The organism is Staphylococcus sp. SB1-57, from assembly GCF_017086425.1.
Classification (GTDB): domain Bacteria; phylum Bacillota; class Bacilli; order Staphylococcales; family Staphylococcaceae; genus Staphylococcus; species Staphylococcus warneri_A.
In genome coordinates, this window is the sequence record NZ_CP070964.1 from 1,964,699 (window position 1) to 1,988,725 (window position 24,027).

At 32.4% G+C, this 24,027-nt stretch carries 22 protein-coding genes; 8 read left to right on the forward strand and 14 right to left on the reverse strand.

Annotated features, from left to right (window positions below; all coding sequences use genetic code 11):
- The first annotated feature begins 9 nt into the window (after positions 1-9).
- From queF to JX000_RS09775, 3 genes are all read left to right on the forward strand, one after another.
- Positions 10-510 carry a preQ(1) synthase gene (gene queF / locus JX000_RS09765; RefSeq protein ID WP_002450943.1) on the forward strand — a complete coding sequence of 167 codons (501 nt, stop codon included), beginning with the start codon at positions 10-12 and terminating at the stop codon, positions 508-510.
- A 335-nt stretch (positions 511-845) separates the two neighbouring features.
- The gene (locus tag JX000_RS09770; protein WP_002450944.1) at positions 846-2,351 is read left to right on the forward strand and encodes a peptide MFS transporter; all 1,506 of its coding nucleotides are present in this window, start codon (positions 846-848) and stop codon (positions 2,349-2,351) included.
- 149 nt (positions 2,352-2,500) lie between these two features.
- Entirely contained in the window at positions 2,501-3,430 is a 930-nt protein-coding gene (locus JX000_RS09775) for a diacylglycerol/lipid kinase family protein (protein WP_206140662.1), read from the forward strand.
- Positions 3,431-3,512: 82 nt separating this feature from the next.
- Here the strand turns inward: JX000_RS09775 and JX000_RS09780 are convergent, their stop codons facing one another.
- From JX000_RS09780 to JX000_RS09805, 6 genes are all read right to left on the reverse strand, one after another.
- Positions 3,513-4,049, reverse strand: coding sequence for a 5' nucleotidase, NT5C type (locus tag JX000_RS09780; protein WP_075778904.1), 537 nt, complete (start codon positions 4,047-4,049; stop codon positions 3,513-3,515).
- An 87-nt stretch (positions 4,050-4,136) separates the two neighbouring features.
- Entirely contained in the window at positions 4,137-5,192 is a 1,056-nt protein-coding gene (gene hisC, locus JX000_RS09785; protein WP_206140663.1) for a histidinol-phosphate transaminase, read from the reverse strand.
- A gap of 194 nt (positions 5,193-5,386) precedes the next feature.
- Complete coding sequence (locus tag JX000_RS09790; protein WP_206140664.1) at positions 5,387-6,901, reverse strand: ABC transporter permease/substrate-binding protein; 1,515 nt, start codon at positions 6,899-6,901, stop codon at positions 5,387-5,389.
- Positions 6,894-7,859, reverse strand: coding sequence for an ABC transporter ATP-binding protein (locus tag JX000_RS09795; RefSeq protein WP_075778944.1), 966 nt, complete (start codon positions 7,857-7,859; stop codon positions 6,894-6,896). The genes JX000_RS09790 and JX000_RS09795 overlap by 8 nt, the downstream gene beginning before the upstream one ends.
- 226 nt (positions 7,860-8,085) lie before the next feature.
- The gene (gene recQ, locus JX000_RS09800; protein ID WP_107532206.1) at positions 8,086-9,867 is read right to left on the reverse strand and encodes a DNA helicase RecQ; all 1,782 of its coding nucleotides are present in this window, start codon (positions 9,865-9,867) and stop codon (positions 8,086-8,088) included.
- 10 nt (positions 9,868-9,877) lie between these two features.
- Positions 9,878-11,767, reverse strand: a complete 1,890-nt coding sequence (locus tag JX000_RS09805) for an ABC-F family ATP-binding cassette domain-containing protein (protein WP_206141008.1) — start codon at positions 11,765-11,767, stop codon at positions 9,878-9,880.
- Positions 11,768-11,869: 102 nt separating this feature from the next.
- On the opposite strand from JX000_RS09805, the gene JX000_RS09810 reads away from it, so the two are divergent.
- Positions 11,870-12,685, forward strand: a complete 816-nt coding sequence (locus JX000_RS09810) for a ZIP family metal transporter (RefSeq protein WP_107532204.1) — start codon at positions 11,870-11,872, stop codon at positions 12,683-12,685.
- Positions 12,686-12,868: 183 nt separating this feature from the next.
- Here JX000_RS09810 and ltaS read toward each other — a convergent pair whose 3' ends face one another.
- From ltaS to JX000_RS09845, 7 genes are all read right to left on the reverse strand, one after another.
- The gene (gene ltaS, locus JX000_RS09815) at positions 12,869-14,809 is read right to left on the reverse strand and encodes a polyglycerol-phosphate lipoteichoic acid synthase LtaS (RefSeq protein WP_002450953.1); all 1,941 of its coding nucleotides are present in this window, start codon (positions 14,807-14,809) and stop codon (positions 12,869-12,871) included.
- A 556-nt stretch (positions 14,810-15,365) separates the two neighbouring features.
- Entirely contained in the window at positions 15,366-16,370 is a 1,005-nt protein-coding gene (locus tag JX000_RS09820; protein WP_002450954.1) for a 5-oxoprolinase subunit C family protein, read from the reverse strand.
- On the reverse strand, positions 16,358-17,065 hold the full coding sequence (locus JX000_RS09825; RefSeq protein WP_002450955.1) for a 5-oxoprolinase subunit B family protein: 708 nt from the start codon (positions 17,063-17,065) through the stop codon (positions 16,358-16,360). Before JX000_RS09825 ends, JX000_RS09820 begins: the two co-directional genes overlap by 13 nt.
- A gap of 19 nt (positions 17,066-17,084) precedes the next feature.
- Entirely contained in the window at positions 17,085-17,291 is a 207-nt protein-coding gene (locus JX000_RS09830) for a hypothetical protein (protein WP_002450956.1), read from the reverse strand.
- Positions 17,292-17,336: 45 nt separating this feature from the next.
- Positions 17,337-17,945, reverse strand: coding sequence for an aminotransferase class IV (locus JX000_RS09835; RefSeq protein WP_206140665.1), 609 nt, complete (start codon positions 17,943-17,945; stop codon positions 17,337-17,339).
- Positions 17,945-19,093, reverse strand: a complete 1,149-nt coding sequence (gene pabB / locus JX000_RS09840) for an aminodeoxychorismate synthase component I (protein WP_206140666.1) — start codon at positions 19,091-19,093, stop codon at positions 17,945-17,947. Before pabB ends, JX000_RS09835 begins: the two co-directional genes overlap by 1 nt.
- Complete coding sequence (locus tag JX000_RS09845) at positions 19,077-19,670, reverse strand: anthranilate synthase component II (protein ID WP_206140667.1); 594 nt, start codon at positions 19,668-19,670, stop codon at positions 19,077-19,079. Before JX000_RS09845 ends, pabB begins: the two co-directional genes overlap by 17 nt.
- A 325-nt stretch (positions 19,671-19,995) precedes the next feature.
- Here JX000_RS09845 and queC point away from each other — a divergent pair, with 325 nt between their 5' ends.
- From queC to JX000_RS09865, 4 genes are all read left to right on the forward strand, one after another.
- Positions 19,996-20,667: a 7-cyano-7-deazaguanine synthase QueC gene (queC, locus tag JX000_RS09850; protein ID WP_002450960.1), complete on the forward strand. Its 672-nt coding sequence runs from the start codon at positions 19,996-19,998 to the stop codon at positions 20,665-20,667.
- 1 nt (position 20,668) lies between these two features.
- Positions 20,669-21,088 (forward strand): 6-carboxytetrahydropterin synthase QueD, encoded by a 420-nt coding sequence (queD, locus tag JX000_RS09855; RefSeq protein ID WP_002450961.1) that lies wholly within the window; start codon positions 20,669-20,671, stop codon positions 21,086-21,088.
- Positions 21,088-21,801, forward strand: coding sequence for a 7-carboxy-7-deazaguanine synthase QueE (gene queE, locus JX000_RS09860; RefSeq protein WP_002450962.1), 714 nt, complete (start codon positions 21,088-21,090; stop codon positions 21,799-21,801). Before queD ends, queE begins: the two co-directional genes overlap by 1 nt.
- A gap of 102 nt (positions 21,802-21,903) precedes the next feature.
- On the forward strand, positions 21,904-22,506 hold the full coding sequence (locus tag JX000_RS09865) for a hypothetical protein (protein WP_049423587.1): 603 nt from the start codon (positions 21,904-21,906) through the stop codon (positions 22,504-22,506).
- A gap of 336 nt (positions 22,507-22,842) precedes the next feature.
- Here the strand turns inward: JX000_RS09865 and JX000_RS09870 are convergent, their stop codons facing one another.
- A complete protein-coding gene (locus JX000_RS09870) occupies positions 22,843-23,949 on the reverse strand; it encodes a glycosyltransferase family 2 protein (protein ID WP_002450964.1) in 1,107 nt (368 codons plus the stop codon).
- Positions 23,950-24,027: the final 78 nt, after the last annotated feature.

The window sequence follows — 24,027 nt, forward strand, 5'->3', positions numbered from 1 at the left end:
GTGATTCATTTGGCACAAGGACGTCAAAATGATGAATTACAAGATATAACATTACTAGGAAACCAAAATAACACATATAACTTTGATTACAGACCAGATGTTTTAGAAACATTTGATAATAAACACCAAGGTAGAGATTACTTTGTAAAGTTTAATTGTCCAGAATTCACATCACTATGCCCTATTACAGGACAACCAGATTTCGCAACAATATACATTTCATACATTCCTAACATTAAAATGGTTGAATCTAAATCTTTAAAATTATACTTATTTAGCTTTAGAAACCATGGTGACTTCCATGAGGATTGTATGAATATCATTATGAATGATTTAATTGAATTAATGGATCCTCATTACATTGAAGTATGGGGTAAATTCACTCCACGTGGTGGTATTTCCATCGATCCATATACAAATTATGGTCGCCCTAATTCAAAATATGAAAAAATGGCAGAACATAGAATGATGAATCATGATATGTATCCTGAAAATGTAGACAATCGCTAATCTTTTAGCGAATATTAAAAATTAACTTTAGTACATTGAAAACATCTTACAAAGATAATTTCAAATTGTACTAAAGTTTTTTTATTTAATTTTCAAAAAACTCTTGCACTTTATTAAGTTAAAGCGTATTTTTATATATATTAGTACTATAGTTTATTAAATTAATGAGTCTCAATTTTATATGAACATTTCATATAATTAATTCGAAGGAATTGACAGAATTTTCTTATTTATAATTTTTAGAATATTATTGCAACTTTTTAATTTCAATAGTACAATTTTTAAAAACCAATATAACGTTAGTGTTAAGGGAACAGAAAGGTTGGGATGATTATATGAAAGCAAATAATTCCCATGAACAAGCAGTTCAAGAAATACCACAAACAGGGTTTTTTGGACATCCAAGAGGTTTAGGTGTTTTATTCTTCGTAGAATTTTGGGAGAGATTTAGTTATTACGGCATGCGTGCGATGTTACTATTCTATATGTACTACGCTATTGCAGATCATGGATTAGGCATCGATAAAACAACGGCAATGTCAATCATGTCAGTATATGGAGCATTAATATACATGTCATGTATTCCAGGTGGTTGGATTGCTGACCGAATTACAGGTACAAGAGGTGCCACATTAATTGGTGCCGTTCTCATCATTATTGGACATATTTGTCTAAGTTTACCATTCGCAATGGTAGGTTTATTTGCGTCAATGTTCTTTATTATTATCGGATCTGGGATGATGAAACCCAATATATCTAATATAGTTGGTAGATTATATACTAAAGATGATACACGAATGGATGCAGGTTTCGTTATCTTCTACATGTCAGTTAACTTTGGTGCATTAATTTCACCTATCATTCTGCAACAATTCTTAAATGTCAAAAACTTCCATGGCGGATTCTTAATTGCAGCTATTGGTATGGCATTAGGCTTAGTTTGGTACGTATTATTCAACCGTAAAAATTTAGGTCGTGTTGGTATGACACCAACAAACCCACTATCACCTGCTGAGAAGAAAAAATATGGAGCAATTATTAGTGGTATTGTAGCAATTATTATTGTTGTACTCATCGTTACATACTTAACGAATACATTATCTTTCAACTTAGTAAGTAATACTGTTTTAGTACTTGGTATCGTATTACCAATTTCATACTTTACAATAATGATTAGAAGTAAAGATGTTACAGATGTAGAACGTTCAAGAGTTAAAGCCTTTATTCCATTATTTATTCTGGGAATGGTGTTCTGGGCAATTCAAGAACAAGGTTCTAACGTACTTAACATTTATGGTATTGAACATTCAGATATGAAATTAAACTTATTAGGATGGAAAACCAACTTCGGTGAAACGATTTTCCAATCTATTAACCCACTTTTCATCTTATTATTTGCACCTGTTGTTTCATTAATTTGGCAAAAATTAGGTAAACGCCAACCAAGTTTACCTATCAAATTTGTGATTGGTGCTGGTTTGGCTGGTATCTCTTATATCTTAATAGGATTAATCGGTACCATTTATGGAAGTGCTCATTTCTCAGTTAACTGGGTTATACTTTCATACATCATTTGTGTTGTAGGTGAATTGTGTTTATCACCTACTGGTAACAGTGCTGCAGTTAAATTAGCACCAAAAGCATTCAATGCTCAAATGATGAGTTTATGGTTGTTAACTAATGCATCAGCTCAAGCATTTAACGGTACATTAGTTAAATTAATCGATCCTTTAGGTCAAACGAATTACTTTATTTTCTTAGGTACTACAGTCATCGTCATTACATTAGTCATTCTAGCCTTCTCACCAAAAATTGTGAAAGCAATGAGAGGCATTAGATAATAGATTAGAATACAAGCAGTAAGTCGAAATGATTCGGCTTACTGCTTTTTTAGTTTATAATAAAAATCACTATAAAATTTCATTGATTACCTATAAAAGTGGGTATTGAAATATATTAAACAAGAACTTAAGGAAAGTAGGTATAGACGATGACAAAAAAATATAATCATGGTGTGTTATTCTATCATGAACACAGTGGCTTAAAAGATATCTACCAAGGTCTAGGTGAAGTGACAAAGTCTCTAAGTTCTATGTGTAAACACTTTTCCATTCAATTAAGTGAGAATGAAGGGGATATCAAAGGCTATTGCGAATCTATTAAAAATGGACAGTATGGCAACGACATAGATGTGTTATTTATTTTAGGTGGCGATGGTACAGTGAATGAACTGATTAATGGTGTAATGGAGAATGACTTAGATTTACCTATTGGCATTATTCCCGGCGGCACATTCAATGACTTTACTAAAACATTAAACCTAAATCCAAATCATACATTAGCTAGTCAGCAATTATTATCATCACATATACAAACATATGATGTAATGAAAATTAATGATATGTATGCACTTAATTTCGTTGGATTAGGGTTAATTGTACAAAATGCTGAAAAAGTACAAGATGGTTCTAAAGACATCTTTGGTAAATTAAGCTATATTGGTTCTACTGTTAAAACATTAATGGATCCTAGCAAGTTCGACTTCACATTAACGATTGATGGTGAAGAGAAAACAGGTAATACCTCAATGATATTAATTGCAAACGGACCTAATATTGGTGGCAGCAGAATTCCTTTAACAGATTTATCTCCACAGGATGGTCAATTGAACACCTTTATCTTTGATGATCAAAGTTTCAGCATTCTTAATGATATCTTTAAAAAGCGTGATAGCATGAATTGGAATGAAATCACACAAGGTATTGATCATGTCTCAGGTAAACAAATTAAGCTAACTACTGACCCTAATATGAAAATTGATATTGATGGTGAAATTGCTTTAGAGACACCTATAAATGTCGAAGTGTTACCTGATGCCATCAAATTACTCACCTTCCCTGATCAAAATAATAACCAATGATAACAATGCACTAACTCGCAAAAAATAGGAGCTTGGCCACTCATCCATATGATCATCTTTGGATAAGGGCTAGCTCCTATTTTTATTTATCATTTAAAAATAATGCTTCTACATCTTTCCAACCATTTACACGCTTATAATCATGATGATTCATATTATGAACTGCAGTATACATAATAGATTCACCTTCGAAAATAGCAAGTTGACGTGGGTTATCATCAATTAAATAGTCCGCGTTAATAATATTTTTACGACCACAAAAAACAAAATGTTGTGGATCTAAAAATGGAAAATGTTCTAATAACCATTCATATTTATCATGAAATGATGTCGGAACATCCATTGCAGCTGTTGCTATATAAACATCATAATGTTCATTTAACTTTTCTACGACTTCTTGTGCGTTTGGCATAACCTTTAAATGTCTAAAGAATCCTGGCTCTCTAAGTATTTCAGTAACTAATCCGTCATGTTCTGGAATAACATGCTTTAATTTTTGTCCATTTAGTGATTCTACTGTGATTCCTAAATTAGCTCTTTCATTAACACCATCAATGATAGCGCCGAGTGTATCAGCGAGTACTTCATCCATATCTATAGCAATTTTCTTACGAGACATTAAATCTACTCCTCAAATGTAATGTATTCCTAAAGTATAGCAAAAGGACGATTCAGACAAAAGATATAACTCACCTAATATATTACTTTAAAATTTAAATTGTTGTAATACGTCAATCATCTTATCATTTTGTTCTGGGAATCCTACAGTAATTCTTACACCAGTAGGAAATGGTCGTGTAATACAGCCTACTTTTAAGAGTGCTTCATAAAGTGCTTTACTTTTATCTGTTTGTACAAATACAAAGTTAGTTTGACTTGGTAAGAAATGTTTACTTTGAGGTATTTGATAAAATTTTGCACGTTCCTCTGCATTTTTAGCAGTGATCTGTTTTAAGTAGTCTTGATCTTCTAATGCAGCTACTGCGGCATATTCAGATAATCGTGTAACATTGAATGGGGGTCTAATGATATTCCATTTTTCAATTGCTTCATTAGTGGCAACCACATAACCTACACGTAATCCTGCTAATCCATATGCTTTTGAAAAAGTTCTTAGTAAAAATGCATTATCAAATGTTTCCTGTAACTTTAAGGTATCAGGATAATCGTCTGCAGTAACATATTCAAAGTATGCTTCATCAATGAGTACGGGCACATGGCTTGGTACACGTTCTAAAAATCCTTTAAGGTCATCATGATTAAAATATGTTCCAGTAGGGTTATTAGGATTACATAACCACACTAGAGAAGTATTGTCATCAACTTCATTTAAAATACCTTCTAAATCAAATCCACCATTCTTTAATGGCACTTGAATAACCTGAGCAGACTCAACAATAGCATTATGATAATACTGTCCGAATGTTGCTTCACTCGTTACGATTTTGTCCCCTGGCGTTAATACTGCTCTTGAAATCATTAAAATGACTTCATCTAAACCTGCACCAAATAAAATTCGAGATGCATCCACACCTAAATGTTGACTTATCGCCTCTCTAAGTAGTGGTGACCCTGTTTCAGGATAATAATATAACTCATCTAAATGGTTTGATATTGCTTCTTTAGCTTTAGGAGAAGGACCATATAAGTTCTCATTGGATGCTAATTTATATAACTCTTCCTCAATTCCATATGCTTCTTTAAGTGCTCTAGGTGATAAACCAGGTTGATATGCAGATAATTGTTCGAGTTGTTTTTTCATAATAATTGTTGCCCCCTCAAATTGACAGAAATTTCAAAAACTTAATATTAATTATAAACACTTACTATTACATAAATCAATCCATCTTCCAATCAAATGTGATATATAAAATATAAAGATTCAAAAAAGCCTCAATGAGAATGGAACAATTAAATATATTCCATACGCATTAAGGCTATGTCTATCAAATTATTTTATTTTAATAGACCTTCTTTTTCTAAATAATCTTTAGCCACTTGATAAGGGTCTTGTTTCTTTACTGTCACTTTATAATTCATTTCTTGCATGTCTTCATCTGAAATCTTACCAGCTAACTTATTAAGTGGTTTCTTCACTTCTGGATGATCTTTGATGAATTTTTCTTTAAACATTGGTGCACCTTGATAAGGCGGAAATACATGCTTGTCATCCTTTAATACTACCATGTCATATTGCTTTAATTCTGCATCTGTAGAATATGCATCAATTAAATTAATATCTCCTTTTTCAACTGCAGTATAGCGAAGTTTAGGTTCCATGGTTTTGGCATTTGAAATATTTAGACCATAAGCCTTTTTAACAGCTTTAAATCCATCTGGTCGATCATTAAATTCCAATGTAAAACCTGGTTTCAATTTATCTTCTACTTTAGATAAGTCACCAATGGTTTTAATGTGGTTTTTCTTAGCAAAATCACGTTTAACTGCTAATGCATAAGTATTATTATATTTCATTGGCTTTAACATTGTCATTTTATATTTTTTCTCTAAACTTTGTTTTGCTTGTTGATATACTCTAGGTTCTTGTTTAGATTTTAAATCTTCTTTTGTTAATTCTCCTAAAACTGTACCTGTAAATTCTAAATAACCATCGATATCGTCAGATTTGAGTGCATTAAATAAGAAAGCAGTCTTACCCATTCCATCTTTGACTTCAACAGTATCATCGGTATCTTGCTCAATTAAAATTTTATACATATTTGTAATGACCGATGGTTCTGAACCTAATTTACCTGCTAGTGTAATTTTATCAACTTTTTGGGCAAATAATGGGACGATAATAGCAATCATAATAACTACTATCATTGTTCCTAATACAATTAATAACTTTTTGTACGATAATTTCTCCATAAATCTTAGTATAATATCAAATAATATGGCTAATAACGCTGCTGGAATCGCACCAATTAAAATTAATGATGCATCATTACGATCAATACCTAATAATATTAAATCTCCAAGGCCTCCTGCACCAATTAATGCTGCTAAAGTTGCAGTACCAATTATGAGCACCATAGCAGTTCTAATACCTGCCATAATCACAGGCATAGCTATAGGTAATTCTACTTTTGTTAAACGACGTATTGGTTTCATACCAATACCCTTTGCCGCTTCTATTAGTGATGGATCAACCTCTTTCACACCCGTATATGTATTACGTAATATTGGCAATAATGCATATACAACTAATGCAATGATGGCTGGCAAACGTCCTATACCAAATAATGGAATCATTAACCCAAGTAATGCTAATGAAGGAATGGTTTGCAATATTGCCGCAATATTCATGACAATTTCAGATGTTTTCTTCGTTTTAGTTAATAAAATACCGAGTGGTACTGCAATGATTGTTGCTATTAATAAAGCAATAAATGATATTTGTATATGTTCTATGATTGTTGAGTGTAACTGTCCCTTACGTTCTACTAGCGTTTGCCAAAATTCATGCATGGGTGTTATCCCCCTTTACGCCTGACAAATATTTAAATATATCTTCTCTTTTAATTAATGTTTTATGCTGTGAAGGTTCATCAATCATAACGATAGCATCGTGCTTGATGAATGTTTGATAAATATCATCTAAATATTGTTCATTACTGATTTCTGGATAATTTTCCTTAGCTGCATCCTCATCCAATTGACGTTCAATATTCAAATCTTTCAGCATCACTTTAGATTCAGATTGTTGCAAATGACTACCCATAAACTGTTTCACAAAATCACTTTGTGGCTGTTGCTGAAAACCTAAAGGTGTATCAATTTGTTCGACATGTCCTTCATTCAATAAGCAAATTCGATCTCCCAACTTCATCGCTTCTTGAATATCATGTGTCACAAATACAATGGTCTTTTGAATCTTTGTTTGTAACTCAATCAAATCATCTTGCAGCTTTTCTCTACTTATTGGGTCTAATGCACTAAATGGTTCATCCATAATAATGACAGGTGGGTCTGCAGCTAACGCACGTACTACACCAACTCGTTGTCGTTGTCCTCCAGATAGTTCTTCTGGCAATCTATTTTTATATATCTCAGGATCCAGTCCAACCATCTCTAATAATTCATTTACTCTTAAATCAATATCTTTATCTTTCCATTTCTTCATTTGTGGCACTTGTGCTATATTTTCTTTAATCGTCATATGAGGAAATAGCGCGATTTGTTGTAGTACATACCCAATATCCCATCTCATTTCATAAACAGGATAGTCACTGATTGGTTTATCCTTAAAATAAATATATCCCTCACTTAATGGTATTAATCGATTTATCATTTTTAACGTTGTCGTTTTCCCACAACCTGAAGGTCCTATTAATACGAAAAACTCTCCTTCTTTGATATTAAAACTAACATCATCCACTGCAACGTGATTGCCATAGCGTTTCGTCACATTTTTAAATTCAATCACAATTTCACCTTCATTCACTCTAATCAAATAGACATTTTCATCTACTATACCCTGTTTTATATTCTAATCACAAATTAAATCTTTGGATTTTTTATTTTCATACATAATCTTCTTTCAAAAGATGAAATGGATACCATTTTCAAAGTAAAAAACCCGATGTAACGCACATTCATCATGTGACATACATCGAGTTCATATTTCTTAATTATTTGCATGCGGCTATCATTTAAATACTTGTCTTATATGACTGTATTCTTTCTAGGAATTGTGGGCAATAATGTTTTAATTTATAACTCCCCACACCATCAATATTGATCATATCCTGTTTAGATTCTGGTTTTCGTTTAGCAAATTCTTCTAATGTGTAATCAGAGAAAATACTTACTGGTGCGATACCTAACTTATCACTTAATTGTTTTCTCACTTTAACCAATTCGCTAAATAAAGCCCTATCTACACCTTCTACGGTATTAATAAATACTTTTTCTTTTGATTTTTGTTTAAATGGCGTAGTAAATACTTTTGTATCATCATTTAACAATTTTTTCACTGACTTATCACATATAAGTATTTCATCATTTTCATTTAAAAAGCCTTTGAACCTTAGTTCATCAATTAAATGACTTAATTCAGATGTGGTATATGATTTCATAATACCGTGAGTAGTTAATTGATCGTAATCATTATATTTAATGTAATCTGTTGTTTCACCGCGTAACACTTGAATAATCACGCTATAACTTTCTTGTTGTCTCATTCTTGCGACACAGCTAATAATCATCTTAGCTTCTCTCGTCATATCATAAGTTTTATTCTCTTGAATACAATTACTACATTGTTTACATTCTTCTAATTTTTCATTTGGTTCAAAATAATGCACAATCGTTGCTTCAAGACACTTCTTTGTTTTGGTATATTGGAGCATTTTAGTTAGCTTTTCGCCCATCTTCTCTTTATAATCATCATCTGCTTGAGATACTGATATAAAATATTCGTGAAGTCCTCTATCACGTTCACTGAATAATAAGATACACTCACTTTTCAGACCATCACGACCTGCACGTCCAGCTTCTTGATAATATGATTCTAAATCACCCGGCATATTATAGTGTATAACAAATCTGACATTGGATTTATCTATTCCCATACCGAAGGCATTCGTCGCAATAACGACATTCACACGGTCGTATAGAAAATCGTTTTGAGCAGCTTCTCTTTCTTTATTGGTTAAGCCTGCATGATAAATAGTACATTTAACCTTATGACTTTCGAGTACCTCTTGTAGCTCTTCAACTTGTTTACGTGTCGAGCAATATATGATACCCGCTTCTTCATTATGTTCTGTGACATAGTCTACGACAAATTTTTGACGTTGATATGTTGGATTAACTTTAAATATTAAATTTCGACGCTTCGTACTGGTCTTCACTTCATCGTTGGCGTCAATATTTAACTTGGCCATAATATCTTGTTGTACTTCTGCTGTTGCTGTTGCTGTTAATGCCACAATTGCAAAATCTTGTGGAAGTGTGAAAACCTTTTGAATCACATTTTGATAACTTGGTCTGAAATCATGTCCCCATTTTGAAATACAATGTGCTTCATCAAATGCAACTAATCGTATATTTACTTTTCTTAATTGGCTTAAAAAATATTGATTTTCAAAACGTTCAGGTGCTACATATAAGAACTGAATATGACCACTAATTAAATCTTGCTCAATCTCTTTTTGTTGTTTCTGAGTTAAACTGCTATTTATATAAGCAGCATTAATCCCCATTGCTTTCAATTGGTCTACTTGGTCTTTCATTAAAGATATTAATGGACTAATAACTATTGTCGTTCCACCTAACATTAATCCAGGTACTTGATAACATATCGATTTACCGCCACCTGTAGGTAACACACCTAATACATTTCGATGGTCTATAATTTTTGAAATAATTTCTTCCTGACCTGGACGAAACGTATCGTAGCCAAAATAATGCGATAAAGTTTCTTGCATGATTAAATTCCCCTTATTGTTCTTTTAATTCTTCGAGTTCACTCCATCTTGTGATGTCAGTATCATATGTTGCTTCAAGTTCTTCCTTTTCTTCATTCAGTGCTTTGATTTTTGCATAATCTGCACTAGCTTCTACCATTTCTTCGTCAATTTCAACTAACCTTGTTTCTGTTTGATCAATACGTTCAAGAAGTGCTTCATATTCAAGCTTTTCTTTATATGATAGTCCCGATTTTTTTCGAGTTTGTGGCTTATGTTTGGTTTGATTGGCTTCTTGCTTATTCAGAGCCAATTGTTTATCCTGAGCTTTTTTATAGGCTTCATAATCTTCAAATGATCCGATGATTTTTTCCATTTTTCCATCATGAATATACCAATACTCTTGTGCCACTTTATTAAGAAAATATCTATCATGGCTAACAGTAATTACTGAACCGCCAAATTCATCAATATAATCTTCTAAAATAGTTAGTGTTTCGGAATCTAAATCATTTGTGGGTTCGTCTAATAATAATACATTCGGTTTATGTACTAATAAACGTAAGAGATATAGTCGTTTTTGTTCACCGCCAGATAATTTGTATACTTTCTTACCATGAGTTGAACTTGGAAATAGAAAACGCTCAAGCAGTTGTGTTACAGATACGGAAGTGCCATCTTTTTCCATAGCAACTTCGCTTTCTTCGCGAAGATAATCAATCACTCTAATATCTCTATCTAATGTTTCTTCAGTTTGTTTGAAATAAGCCACTTTAACGGTCTGTCCTACTTTTAATTGACCTTCAAATGATTGATCCTCAGATGCCAATATATTTAATAATGTTGTTTTACCTGCTCCATTCGGACCTACTATACCAATTTTTTGACCACTTTGTATGATCTCAGTAATATCTTCAAATAGTACTTTGTCATTGATTGTTTTTGATAAATGATCTAATTCATAAACTTGTTTACCAAGTCTTGAGTGAGCTAAATTCAACTGAACTTTATCTTGCTTCGTTTGTTGTTTAACTTCAGATTCTAAATCGCTAAAGCGATTAATACGTGCCTGTTGTTTAGTCGTTCTAGCTTTTGCGCCAGCTCTCATCCAAGCTAACTCTTGCTTATATAGTGCTTTTTGCTTTTGTTGCTGTTTCTGTTCAATTTGTTCATTTTCAGCACGCATAGCTATGTAGTCTTCATAATTACCAGGATATGTTTTCAACTTACCTCTATCTAATTCAATAATTCTCGAAGACACTTCGTTTAAAAAGTAACGGTCGTGTGTTACAAATAAAACAGTGTATGGATATTGTTTTACGTAATTAATTAACCAGTTTATCGATTCAAAATCTAAATGGTTTGTCGGCTCGTCTAACAATAATAAATCTGGTTGTTCTATTAATGTCTTCGCTAAAACAACACGCTTTTGTTGACCACCTGATAATGCCTTCACTAGTTTATTTGTATCATTAATGCCTAATTTAGAAAGTATGGTCTTGATTTCAGCATTATAATCCCATGCCTCTTTACGATCCATCATTTCTTGGGCTTCCATCATAATTTGAAATTGCTTGTCGCTTTGATTGATGGCGTATTGACTCACAGCTTGTTCATAATCTTTAATCACCTTTAATGTGGGTGTATCAGAACTTAGTACTGCCTCAAACACTGTCATATCTCCATCAAGATCATGCTTTTGCGATGAATATCGTATTCGATAATTATTTGGATGTGTGATATCTGCTGTGAAGTCTTCATCTATATTACCTATGACCTTCAGCAATGTACTCTTACCTGTACCATTAATCCCTACAAGACCAATCTTTTCATGTTCAGAGATAGATAAATTTAAGTCATCGAATATCACTTTATCTGCATAGGATTTATTTAAATGTTCAATTTTATATGCTTCCATGCTTATCTTCCTTTTACTATCGAATTTTCTATATAATTTTGTTAAGCTTAAATCAGTTCTATATATTATACACCTTTTTAAGCTTAAATGATACAAGGAGACCTAGTTATGGCAGAATTCTTCGAAAATTTGCCTCCTCATTTCCAAGCTTTAATTGCAGGAATCATTACATGGTTATTAACAGCACTTGGTGCAGCTTCTGTCTTTATTTTTAAATCTGTTAATGATAAAGTGTTGAACTCGATGCAAGGATTTGCTGCAGGAATTATGATTGCCGCAAGTTTCTGGTCTCTGTTACAACCCTCAATAGAATTTAGCAAAGACTCAGCAATGCCTTGGTTACCAGCTGCAATTGGTTTCTTATTTGGCGGATTCTTTATTCGCGGACTAGATTTTGTTATACCGCATATACACCGTAATGCGAAAGATGAAAATCAACAACAAGAAGGTATTGATACATCTCTAAGTAAAAATGCATTACTTGTTCTTGCGATTACATTGCATAATATACCAGAAGGTTTATCAATTGGTGTTGCCTTTGGTGGCGTAGTATCAGGCAATGGCACTGCCACATTCTTAGGGGCAATTGGTTTAGCGATTGGTATAGGTATTCAAAATATTCCTGAGGGTGCAGCTTTATCTATGCCAATTAAAGCAGCAGGTGCTTCTAGTTGGAAAGCTTTCAACTATGGACAAGCTTCAGCCATTGTAGAACCTATATTTGCTATGATTGGTGCTGGTGCAGTACTCGTTATTACGCCAATGTTACCTTACGCACTTGCTTTTGCTGCAGGTGCAATGATATTTGTAGTAGTAGAAGAACTGATTCCAGATTCTCAATCAGGTAATAATACAGATTTAGCTACACTAAGCTTAATGCTTGGTTTTGCCATTATGATGGTATTAGACGTTGCATTAGGTTAATCATACATTTTGAAATATGCAATTTCCATATTATTCCTAAAATTAAAGTTTGAAAACGAAGGCAGATAGAACGATTACGAGGCGTGGGAGTTCAATAGAAACCCCATCCTTTTTTTATGCATTACTTTATATTTCAATAATAAAAAACCGAATTGAGCAAGCGCTCAATTCGGTTTTATTGAATTATTTTTTTTCGTTACCTTTTGGTCCTGGTTTATATTCATACTTCGATGGATCTACTTTTTTGAAATCAGGATTTTTATAGAATCTGAATAAGTCACCATTTAATAAACTATCATTCATTTCTAAATCTTTTTCAACTTGTTTTTGATTCTTCTCGAAGTCTTTTGGTTTTTTAGTTAGTAATTCATTATCTTTATTAGAATATAACTTACCATTAACATATTTGTAGTCTTTAGTGATAAAGTCACCATTTCTAAATGGTACGACATCATTATGTTGTTTAGAGAATAAATCAGTACCAAACATAATATAGTTTTTAGTATCAATACCAACTAAATGTAATATTGTTGGCATAACATCCATTTGTCCAGCGTATTCTTTATTTATTCCACCTGATTTACCTGGAACTTTAATCCAGAAACCAGTACGATTTAAATCAGTAAATTTCGCTGGTGTAATCTTTTCACCTAACAATTTTTCCATCGCATTGTTATGGTTTTCAGAGATACCATAGTGGTCACCATAAATCATGATAACAGAATCATCATATAAACCTTTTTTCTTAAGATCTGTAACATATTCTTCAAGAGCTTGGTCTAAATAATGTGCTGTTTGAATATATCCGTCAACTGTAGAGTCACCTGTATTTGGTTTATCAATTGATGCATCTTTCTCATCTAACGTGAACGGATAATGGTTAGTTAATGTAATTAAATGTGAATAAAATGGTTTCTTCATTTTAGCTTGATAATTAGCTGAATCTTTAAAGAATATTTTATCTTTTAATCCTAAGTTCTCCACGTTCTCATCTGACATATCATAATACGTTGCATCATAGAAACTATCTATACCAAAATGTTTATAAATTTGGTCTCTGTTCCAGAACGTTTTATAGTCACCATGCATAACGTTTGAAGTATAACCTTGCTTTTGATCTAAAATCGCAGGTAGTGATTGATATGTGTTATCACCTTTTAACGAATATGCAGAACCTTGAGGTAATCCATAAATACTATTATCCATCGTTAATTCGGCATCTGATGTCTTACCTTGACCTGTTTGATGGAAGAAGTTTGGGAAGTAAGTGTAATCTTCTTTACCACTTGAAAGTTTGTTCAAGAACGGTGTTACTTCCTTACCATTAACCTTCTTGTTAATTAAGAAAGTTTGGAAACTCTCTAAATGTATTTTAATAATATTTTTTTTCTTAGCCGCCCCATAATATTCTGGGTTAGGCTCAGTACGTTTTTGTTTTGTATAATTAAGCACTTTAGTTAAATCATCTTCTGATGCTAGCGCTTTTTGTTGATTGTTTTCAATCGTTTTCACACCATCATATACTGTAAAGTTAAATGGTCCTAAATATTTAACTAAGTATTTGTGGTCGAATGTACGAGTTAATAACTCTGGACGGTCAGTTTCAGCAAAAGCTAAGTTTAAGAAGAATAATGCAACTGATACAGCCATAACAACTGGAACAAATTTCTTACTAAATGCTTTTGTACTTAACCACTGACGTTTAAAGATTAGAATAAACAGGTAGATAATCGTATCGATAAAGTACACAAAGTCGTACCATTTAAATGAAGCACCTAATGCGCCACCCATTGATTCTACATTCCCTGCTTGATTTAAAGTACTAAACGTTAAAAAATCAGAGAAGAATCTAAAGTATACAACGTTAGCATACAGTAAAAATGTTAATAGGAATCCTCCGACAAAAATGAACCAGAAAGCCTTTTTACCTTTGAAGAATAAGAACACACTTAGTACGAGTGCGATTAAACTGTATGGATTCATCAGTAATATTAAGTTTTGTACTAATCCTTTAACACCTAAAGAAAAATCAACATAATAGGAAAAATATGTCTTCAGCGTGATCGTAAATACGGTCATCAGGAAAAACGCAAAAAGACTTATCTTCTTTTTGTGAGAACTCATGTTTGTTTCCTCCGTTTATTGTTAATAAACCACAAGAACCTTATCAATAACGAATTAAACGTAATTAGGCAATGGTAATTATCTTAAAACAACGCCAGTAAACTTTTATCCTCTAACATGATAATTACGTTTAATATATAAACGCATTGCTTACTTTATTGCGTCGAATTAAAACGAGTTATTTCCACTTTTATTTTAACCCATACCAATGTTGGTCTACATGATTTAACACAATATATAATTTTTAAAATTCACTAAACATTTCATTTTGACGTTAAAAATAGCTAGTAGATTGATTCAATAACTAGCTAATGCATTGTTGATGTTAATTTTTTATTAAGAAAATATGATGAATGTAATCATATTGTAACAAAATACATAGTTCAATATATTAATATAAAGGAAGCAACCTTAAATATCAAGTAAAAACACACTTTTCAACATATAAACTATGGTTTAAAGTTATACTTTTTATAATGTACCTATATATTATATAGATTTGTTTTTATTAAGCCATCCGTCTTAAGAACGAGCTTCCACTTTACATTAATCGTACCTATTTCAACATTTCTAACTGCATACGATATTCAATGCCATGGAATAATTGATTTAACCAATTACTGTATTTAACGAGATTTTTCTCCGCTGTTTCAATATCTATAAATTGGAATTTTAATTTTGATCCCGTTGGTTTCTGAGCTAGTTTAGTTAAATGATAACTTGCAATCGTTCCTATCTGAGGATAACTTCCTAATGTATAGTGATCATTTAATAGAATAATGGGTGTGCCATCTCTTTTAACTTGGATTGTACCGCGTTTAACGGATTGATGTGCAGGCATATCTTCATAATATGCTTTTACTTTCTCACCTTCTAAAATCATGCCCATTCTATTAGCTTTACTAGTTACTTTATAGTTACGTGATGTAAAACGTTGTAATGCATTTTCTTTAAAATCTTCTGAACCTTTATTTTTAATGACATGAAATACGTCTGACATATAATTAAATGATAACGCATAGCCATCTACACCCCAATCAGTTTGTCGGGACTCAGCTAAATTTTCAAACAGTTTGTGATGTCGCTCACTATATAAGCGTTTCATTTCAATTTCATCACCATTTTGTAATTGTCGACCCTCAAAGCCACCCAATTTCACGTTGAAATCTGTGGATGTAGAACCTAACCATTCATCTAACTTAAAACCACCACCGATAGCTAAATAGACACGTGATGTTCTACTCGTTTCTTTAAACTTCAAAACATCATCTTTTTCCATTAAATATAACTTATATGGAAATACCTTCATTGTTTGTGTCTCGGCTTTAAAGTTACCACCTGCTAATGCGATGAGTGTAGGTTCTGTAAAACGAATCGTTGGCATTTTATGTGTCATTTCAAGTGTTGCTTCATTTTTATCATTAGCTACTAATCGATTGGCAATTTCATGTGACAAACTATCGAGTGCACCACATGGTATCACACCATTATGTTCATATCCGTGTCTCCCAAAATCATGAAAACTACTAAACAAACCGCTATTTTCTATTATGATTGACATGTTTTAAAGTCTCCTAAATCCAATTCGTTTTTATCTTTAGCAATAAATTGTACATTATCGCCCAATTTTAAGAGTGAAAAATCATCTTTGTTTGGAAAGAAAAGTTGTGTTGGTGTATACCCAATTACCAACCAGTCATTATAAGTGTCAGTAGTAACGATACCACATTTCTTGCCTTCAATGACGACTGAACCTGCCGGAATAAATTTCTTTTCTTTACTTGTATGATTCACAAATAATTTTTTATTCATTCCTGTTAAATATGGAAATCCTGGGGAATATCCCATCATTGATACAAAGTAGTCACTTCCTGTATGAAGTGCTTTAAATTGTGATTCATCAATTTTTAAATGTTTTAATAATGATGCCAAGTCTGGCCCATATTCATCTCCATATACAATAGGAATTTGAAATGGCGCTTGTGCTTTATTTTCATGTTTTATTTCCAACTTAATCGATTCAATGAGCGCTTTCATATATAAGAATGGGGATTGTATATGATGATGTTTAATCATGTCTCGTGCATCATAAATAATCATCATATCCGATTCAGTAGGTACAATTTCTGTAATGAACGAATAATTTTTTTTATTCAAATATGATCTCAAGGCTAATAAATCTTCAGTAAGATCTTTTGATACCTTTTTCTCTATTGATATTACGATGGCTTGGTCGCCTTGACTATATATTTTCATACCTTCACCTCAAAAGTCTTTAATGATGATAAAATACGTCCATACGCTCTATTACAAAAGGCATAAGTGATTTAATCAATAAATATACTAATATAATGGCACATATGGTAGTAGCTGTTGCAACGATACGTGCGAATATTTGAGCTCTCTTTTGTAATAATCGATTAACGATGACTTTATTTACAACTGCTACAACAATTAATAATCCTATCCATATTAGTGTCATTATCTACTCCGTCTGTTAATATTTCGCATTTCTTCCATGTTAATTTTATAGGTAAATTGTAACATCGGCAACCTCTCGCAAACTATTTAGTAAAAATACCTCCACTTTCTTTGTCTTCAATTTCTCTATTAATTCATCGACATAATAGTCTCTTTCTTGCAAACAACCTTCATCAATCAAGGATTGTCGCATACATCCTAATAGAAAATCTTCATTATAATGAGGTGTAAAATAATGATCGTTTTCTTTGAACATGACATTACCAATATTAAATTCTAAAATTTTGCCATTTTCATCAAATATGAGTGCTAAATCAGTGTTTAAATCATAAGATACATGTTCTCTATTTGAGGTTTTATTAATTTTCATTAGATGCGACGTATTGGCATGTTCACGTACTAAAGACGCAGTGAAATGTGATTTAGATGTTAGGGACGCCACTAAATAATCGAAATTCCCTTCTTCTTGTAACATCACTTTCAAACGATAGCTACCTTCAGAATATTCAGCTTGGATCGATTGAATAAGACGGTTCCAATCTAGCTCATTAAAAGCTATATTCAATTTGTTGCTAGATTGACTCATTCTCTGTTTGTGAAAAGTAAGTCGTGCAATATGACCATTCTCTAATTTCATTGTTTCAAATAAGTACATTATAATCTCTCCAGTATCCTTGTCTTATCATAAAATTCTTTGACTTCATCATCTGGATTAGAGTTAATCGTAATCCCAGCACCAACACCATAAATTGCTTGTTGATGTCGATATTCAATCGTACGTATAGGTATATTAAATATCATTTTATCGTTAGGAAGTAATAATCCAATTGTTCCACAATATATGTGTCTTGGAACTTGTTCTAAAGAATGAATTAACTTCATAGTATTTATTTTAGGTGCACCAGTAATAGAACCACACGGAAATATAGCATTCAAGATCATTTCAAGGGTCACATCTGACGATAATTTTCCTGTTACCATACTCGTCATTTGGTGTACCGTATGATACGTTTCGATAAAGAATAATTTATAAACAATAATACTCCCTGTCTTTGCTATTCTAGAAATGTCATTTCTCATTAAATCTACAATCATTACATTTTCAGCTTTATCTTTCTTAGACTGTTGTAGTTGATGGTAGTTTTGTTGATCTTCTTTATTGGTTTCACCTCTCGGCATGGTACCTTTCATAGGTTTACTAACTAACACGTTCTCTTCACCATTAAAGATTCCTTTCTGAAAAAATAATTCAGGAGAAATAGATGCAACTTTGATCTCATCTGTATCTAATAAGGCTGTGTAATTACCATTTGCCTCAGTAGTTAATTGTCGATATAACTGATGAATCGGTAAGTAGATGTCATCAGTCAAACGTGTAGTATAGTTCACTTGATAAGTATCTCCTTCGACAATTGCATGTTGAATGCTTTGTATTTTTTCTTTCATTTGTTGATTTGATTCTATAAATTTAAATTGATGTTTCGGTTGATATGATGCATTATTCAATTTCTTAGATTCATTAATATGATTAGCACCTTTAAAGCTATATGCAATTGCTAAGACACCATCTTCTTCTATATGGCACACGGTCATTTGTGGGTTGAAATAACGAGCCGCTTCATATGTTACATATAACGCGACATAACGACCTTGTTGTTGTTGTAATTCTGCAAAACGTATCACATGCCCCACTTCATCCATATGTTTAGCTACCTTTTTTTCAATCAATTGATCTAATTCAAGATGATAGGTTTCGAATTGATTGTCGTCTAAGTAATAGCGATAGTTAAATTTGATAGTCACTATTTTCACCTACAATGTCGATAAAGTTTTGAATCTGGTTTTGGCCTTGTTCGCTTAAAATGGATTCTGGGTGATACTGCAATCCGTAAATAGGATATTTATCGTGCTGTAATCCCATAATGACATCATCTTCTCCTTCAGCTGTAACCTTCAATTCATTAGGAACACAACTTTCATCTGCCTTCAAAGAATGATAGAGCATAACACTGAAGCTATCTGGTAATCCTTTGAATACACCTTCGCCGTTATGTCTTAATAATGTCGTATGACCATGTATAGGTCTATCTCTATGTATAATTGTTCCTCCAAAATATTGGTAAATCATTTGAAATCCTAAACAGACCCCCAAAATAGGTATGCGCTGATAAAAGTCATCCATCACCTTAAATAAAATAGGATAATCACTAGGTCTCCCAGGACCCGGTGATATAACGATAGCTTTGGGCTTCAATTCTTTTAATTCTTCTATATTAATATCCTCTACATCAACGACGTTAACCGTCTCTTGGGTAGCCATTTTAAAATAATTAATTAAATTATAAGTAAATGAATCATTATTATCTATCACTACTATCATGATTACGCTCCATTACATTAATATTAGTTCTTCTATACGTCTTTAACACTATTATCACAAAAATTCACTTGATTTTACATATGAATTGGTTTATTCTATGTTGCGTACAAAATATATATTTATCAGAGGTTCCTAGCCGAAACCCTCTATAAAAAACTAGACACTGAATTCAATTTCTGATTGCAAATAGACATATCATTTTAATACTTTCTTTAAAATTATATGTGTATTCACAATCTGTCGTCTATCTTTTTTTATAGAGATAGGCTTTTTTTATGCCCTAATGTTCGGTTTCAGTGACTAATGATATACAGGAGGAATAATTATGGTGCAACACACTCTAGATCAAAACAAAGCCATTGTCGTCTTTAGCGGAGGTCAAGATAGTACAACATGTTTGTTTTATGCTAAAAAGCATTTTAAAGATGTTACTCTCGTTACCTTTAATTATGGACAAAGACATGATACTGAAATTGAAGTAGCAAAAAAAATTGCTCAAGAGCAAAACGTAGAACACCACATATTAGATATGTCGTTGTTATCGCAACTGACACCTAATGCATTAACACAACATGATTTAAAAATTGAAGATACTGAAGATGGCATACCAAATACATTCGTACCTGCTCGTAATTTACTCTTCTTATCATTCGCTGGTGCATTAGCTTATCAAATTAAAGCTAAACATATTATTACTGGTGTGTGCGAAACTGACTTCTCAGGATATCCAGACTGTCGTGATAGCTTCATTAAATCCATGAACGTAACATTAAACTTGTCTATGGACAGAGACTTCGTGATTCACACGCCATTAATGTGGTTAGATAAAGCACAAACATGGGAACTTGCTGACGATCTTGGGGTATTAAACTATATTCGTGAAAATACGCTAACTTGTTATAACGGTATTATTGGAGATGGCTGTGGTGAATGCCCTGCCTGCCAATTAAGATCACGTGGACTCGAAAAATATCTTGCTAAGAAAGGAGTACAATAAGATGATTCAACAAATTTATCCTAGTGTCAGTCATCCCTATCAATTCGAACTTAATAAAGACTTTAACTTTTCAGCAGCACATTACATTCCGAGTGAAGACGCTGGGAAATGTATGCGTACTCACGGGCACACATATTTCGTAAATATTACCATAGCTGGAGATGAATTAGACCATAACGGTTTTTTAGTGAATTTTAGTGATTTAAAAAAATTGATACATGACCAATTCGATCATTATTTATTAAATGATTTAGTTCAATTCAAAGGTAAAAGTCCTTCTACAGAAATTGTCGCTCAGACTATTTATCAAATGGTGCAATCATACCTTAAAGATCAAAAAAACCATCCAAAATGCGTCCAAGTTTATTTACGTGAAACACCTACTAGCTATGTCGTATATCGTCCTAAAGGTGATTTATAATGGCTAAAATACCTGTATTAGAAGTATTTGGACCAACAATTCAAGGAGAAGGACGCGTCATTGGTAGAAAAACAATGTTTGTTAGAACTGCAGGTTGTGATTATCGCTGTAGTTGGTGTGATTCTGCCTTTACATGGGATGGTAGTGCTAAGGAAGATATTCAATTAATGTCTGCAGAAGAAATATATAACAAATTGCGTGAAATAGGTGGCGATAATTTTAATCACGTCACAATTTCTGGTGGAAATCCAGCACTTATCAAAGGTATCCAAGATTTAGTAGATTTATTTGAAGAACATCATATTCAAACTGCCCTAGAAACTCAAGGCAGTAAATTCCAACCATGGATGACACAAATCGATGATTTAACGATAAGTCCTAAACCACCAAGCTCAAATATGAAACCTAATTTGGATATTTTAGATAGCGTTATTGAACAATGTGTACCTGAATCTCTTAATTTAAAAGTCGTTATTTTTGATGAAGATGACTTCGAATTTGCTAAAATGATACATCATCGTTATCCAACAATTCCGTTTTATTTACAAGTTGGTAATCCATATTTAGATGATGACGTCGACAATCATACTGCCAAGCTATTACAACGTTATGAACAATTAGTCGATCGTGTCATGACAAGTAGTGATATGAATAATGTATACGTATTGCCTCAATTACACACTTTGTTATGGAGTAATATGAAGGGCGTTTAAACTCATTTAATATAACTTTAACAATTTCGAGTGTTATATAATGATTAAGTTTATGTTAATTGATATAATAATTGAATGAAGTATTACGGATAGGAGTACACCATGATTCTATATATATTAATTAATATTGCCGTAGTATTGCTCATTGTAGGAATAGATTTATATTTGCACCAATTTAAACAACTTCGATTTAGTTCAATACTAATAGCTATTTCATTAAATGCTATTATCGATTTAATTGTAGTCGCAAAATATAATTTCATTTCAATCTATACGATGATTTTATTTATTGTATGGGCATTATTACAACTCTATTTAAATAAAAAAATTAACCCTTTCATGATAAAAGACCAAAAGTTCATTGCAGTGATATTTGTAATTGTCATCAGTTTAGCACAGTTTATAACTGATATATCCAGTGAACAATCTGTCTATATGTCGTTACCATACTTAGCTCCAGCTATTTTCATTATTGGTGCAGTATTATTATTTGTAGGTACATTTAATGTATCGGAACTTAATCATCTACCTATTTTAAAAACAATCAAGCATCCTATGCTAATTGGTACGATATTAATTATCATCTCATTTATAGCTATGATGATACTCACACCTTTTTGGTATGTATTTACTATCATCTATGTACTATTCATATTATTTATCATATGGCAACGTATATTTAGAGGTCCGGACAAAAGCGTTTAGGATTTGAGCAGAACCGAACGATGATAAAGAACTACTTCCTTATTCATAGGTTAGTAGTTCTTACAAACACAATAGTTGAGTTTGTTCATTTGAATTGTTTTCCAAATTTTGTCGAATCGTGAGCGTTTGCCCAACTTGCATTATTTGCAGAAATTGGAATACCAATTTCTCTATGTTGGGTCCCTTCTGCCGATAATCTTGCTTTTGGGACGCCGTTAATCGGTTTCCCAGAAGCACAAAAACTTTATGTCTCAACCTCTTTTTTTCGTTGTCGATAAATCAAATTATAAAAAGCTTACAGCTCATGGACTGATCCATAGCCTGTAAGCTTTTTGTTTAATGAACACGTTCTTTATATTCTTCACTATTTTGTGTTGCTTGATATGTTGGTTGATGTCTATGTGCATCAAATCTTCTAATTTGATGATAGTGTTGAGATTGATTTTTACTAGATTGTGTCTTGTTTGAGTCATTTGACTCCTGTGATATTTCAGATGTTTGTTCAGGTTCAATATTTGTTGCCTGAACAATATATTTAGGTCGCTTTTTCACTTCATAATAGATTCGACCAATATACTCACCAATAACTCCTATGGACATTAACTGAATACCACCTAAAAGTGTAATCGCAGCTATTGTTGTGAAGTAACCAGGAATGTTTACACCTGAAATCATGATATTAATTAAAAGATACAGAAGATATAGTACACTGAGTGAAAATGTAAACATACCTAGATAAATCATCATTCTTAATGGTTTATTATTAAACGAAATTAAGCCATCAATACCATAATTTAATAATTTGGCAAATGACCATTTCGATTCTCCTGCTTCACGTTCTACATTTTCATAGGTGAATACTTTCGTATTATAACCTATCCATTCAAATAATCCCTTTGAAAATCGGTTATATTCATCCATAGATGTCAGTGCTTGTACTGCACGCTTGCTTATTAATCTAAAGTCACCTACGCCATCTTCAAACTGTACATCTTCCACAAAGGCATTTATCAACTTATAATAAGCACGTGTCATCGATTTTCTAGCGACATTTTCTCCTTTACGATCACGTTTTGCTATCACTTGATCATAACCTTCATTATATCCTTCAACCATTTGCGGAATAAATTCTGGCGGATGTTGTAGATCAGCATCTATCATAACTACAGCGTCACAATGTTCACTATGCTGATAGCCTGCCACCATAGCAGCCTCTTTACCAAAGTTTCTACTAAATGAAATATATTTTACGTGGTGGTCGGCTAATGCTAAATTTTGTAGATGATCAATAGTTGAATCTTTACTGCCATCATCTATGAATAGTAAATCGTATTCATATTGTTTATCGCTACTATCTTGCTTTAATATCTCAGTCAGTTTTTCATATGTCTTTAATACGACTTCTCCTTCATTATAACAAGGAATGATGACTCTTATATTCATTCAATGACATCCTTTTCTAGTAATTGATTTAATATTATTTTATCAATTACTTAATAGTGTATTCTACTTAGAGCCTTT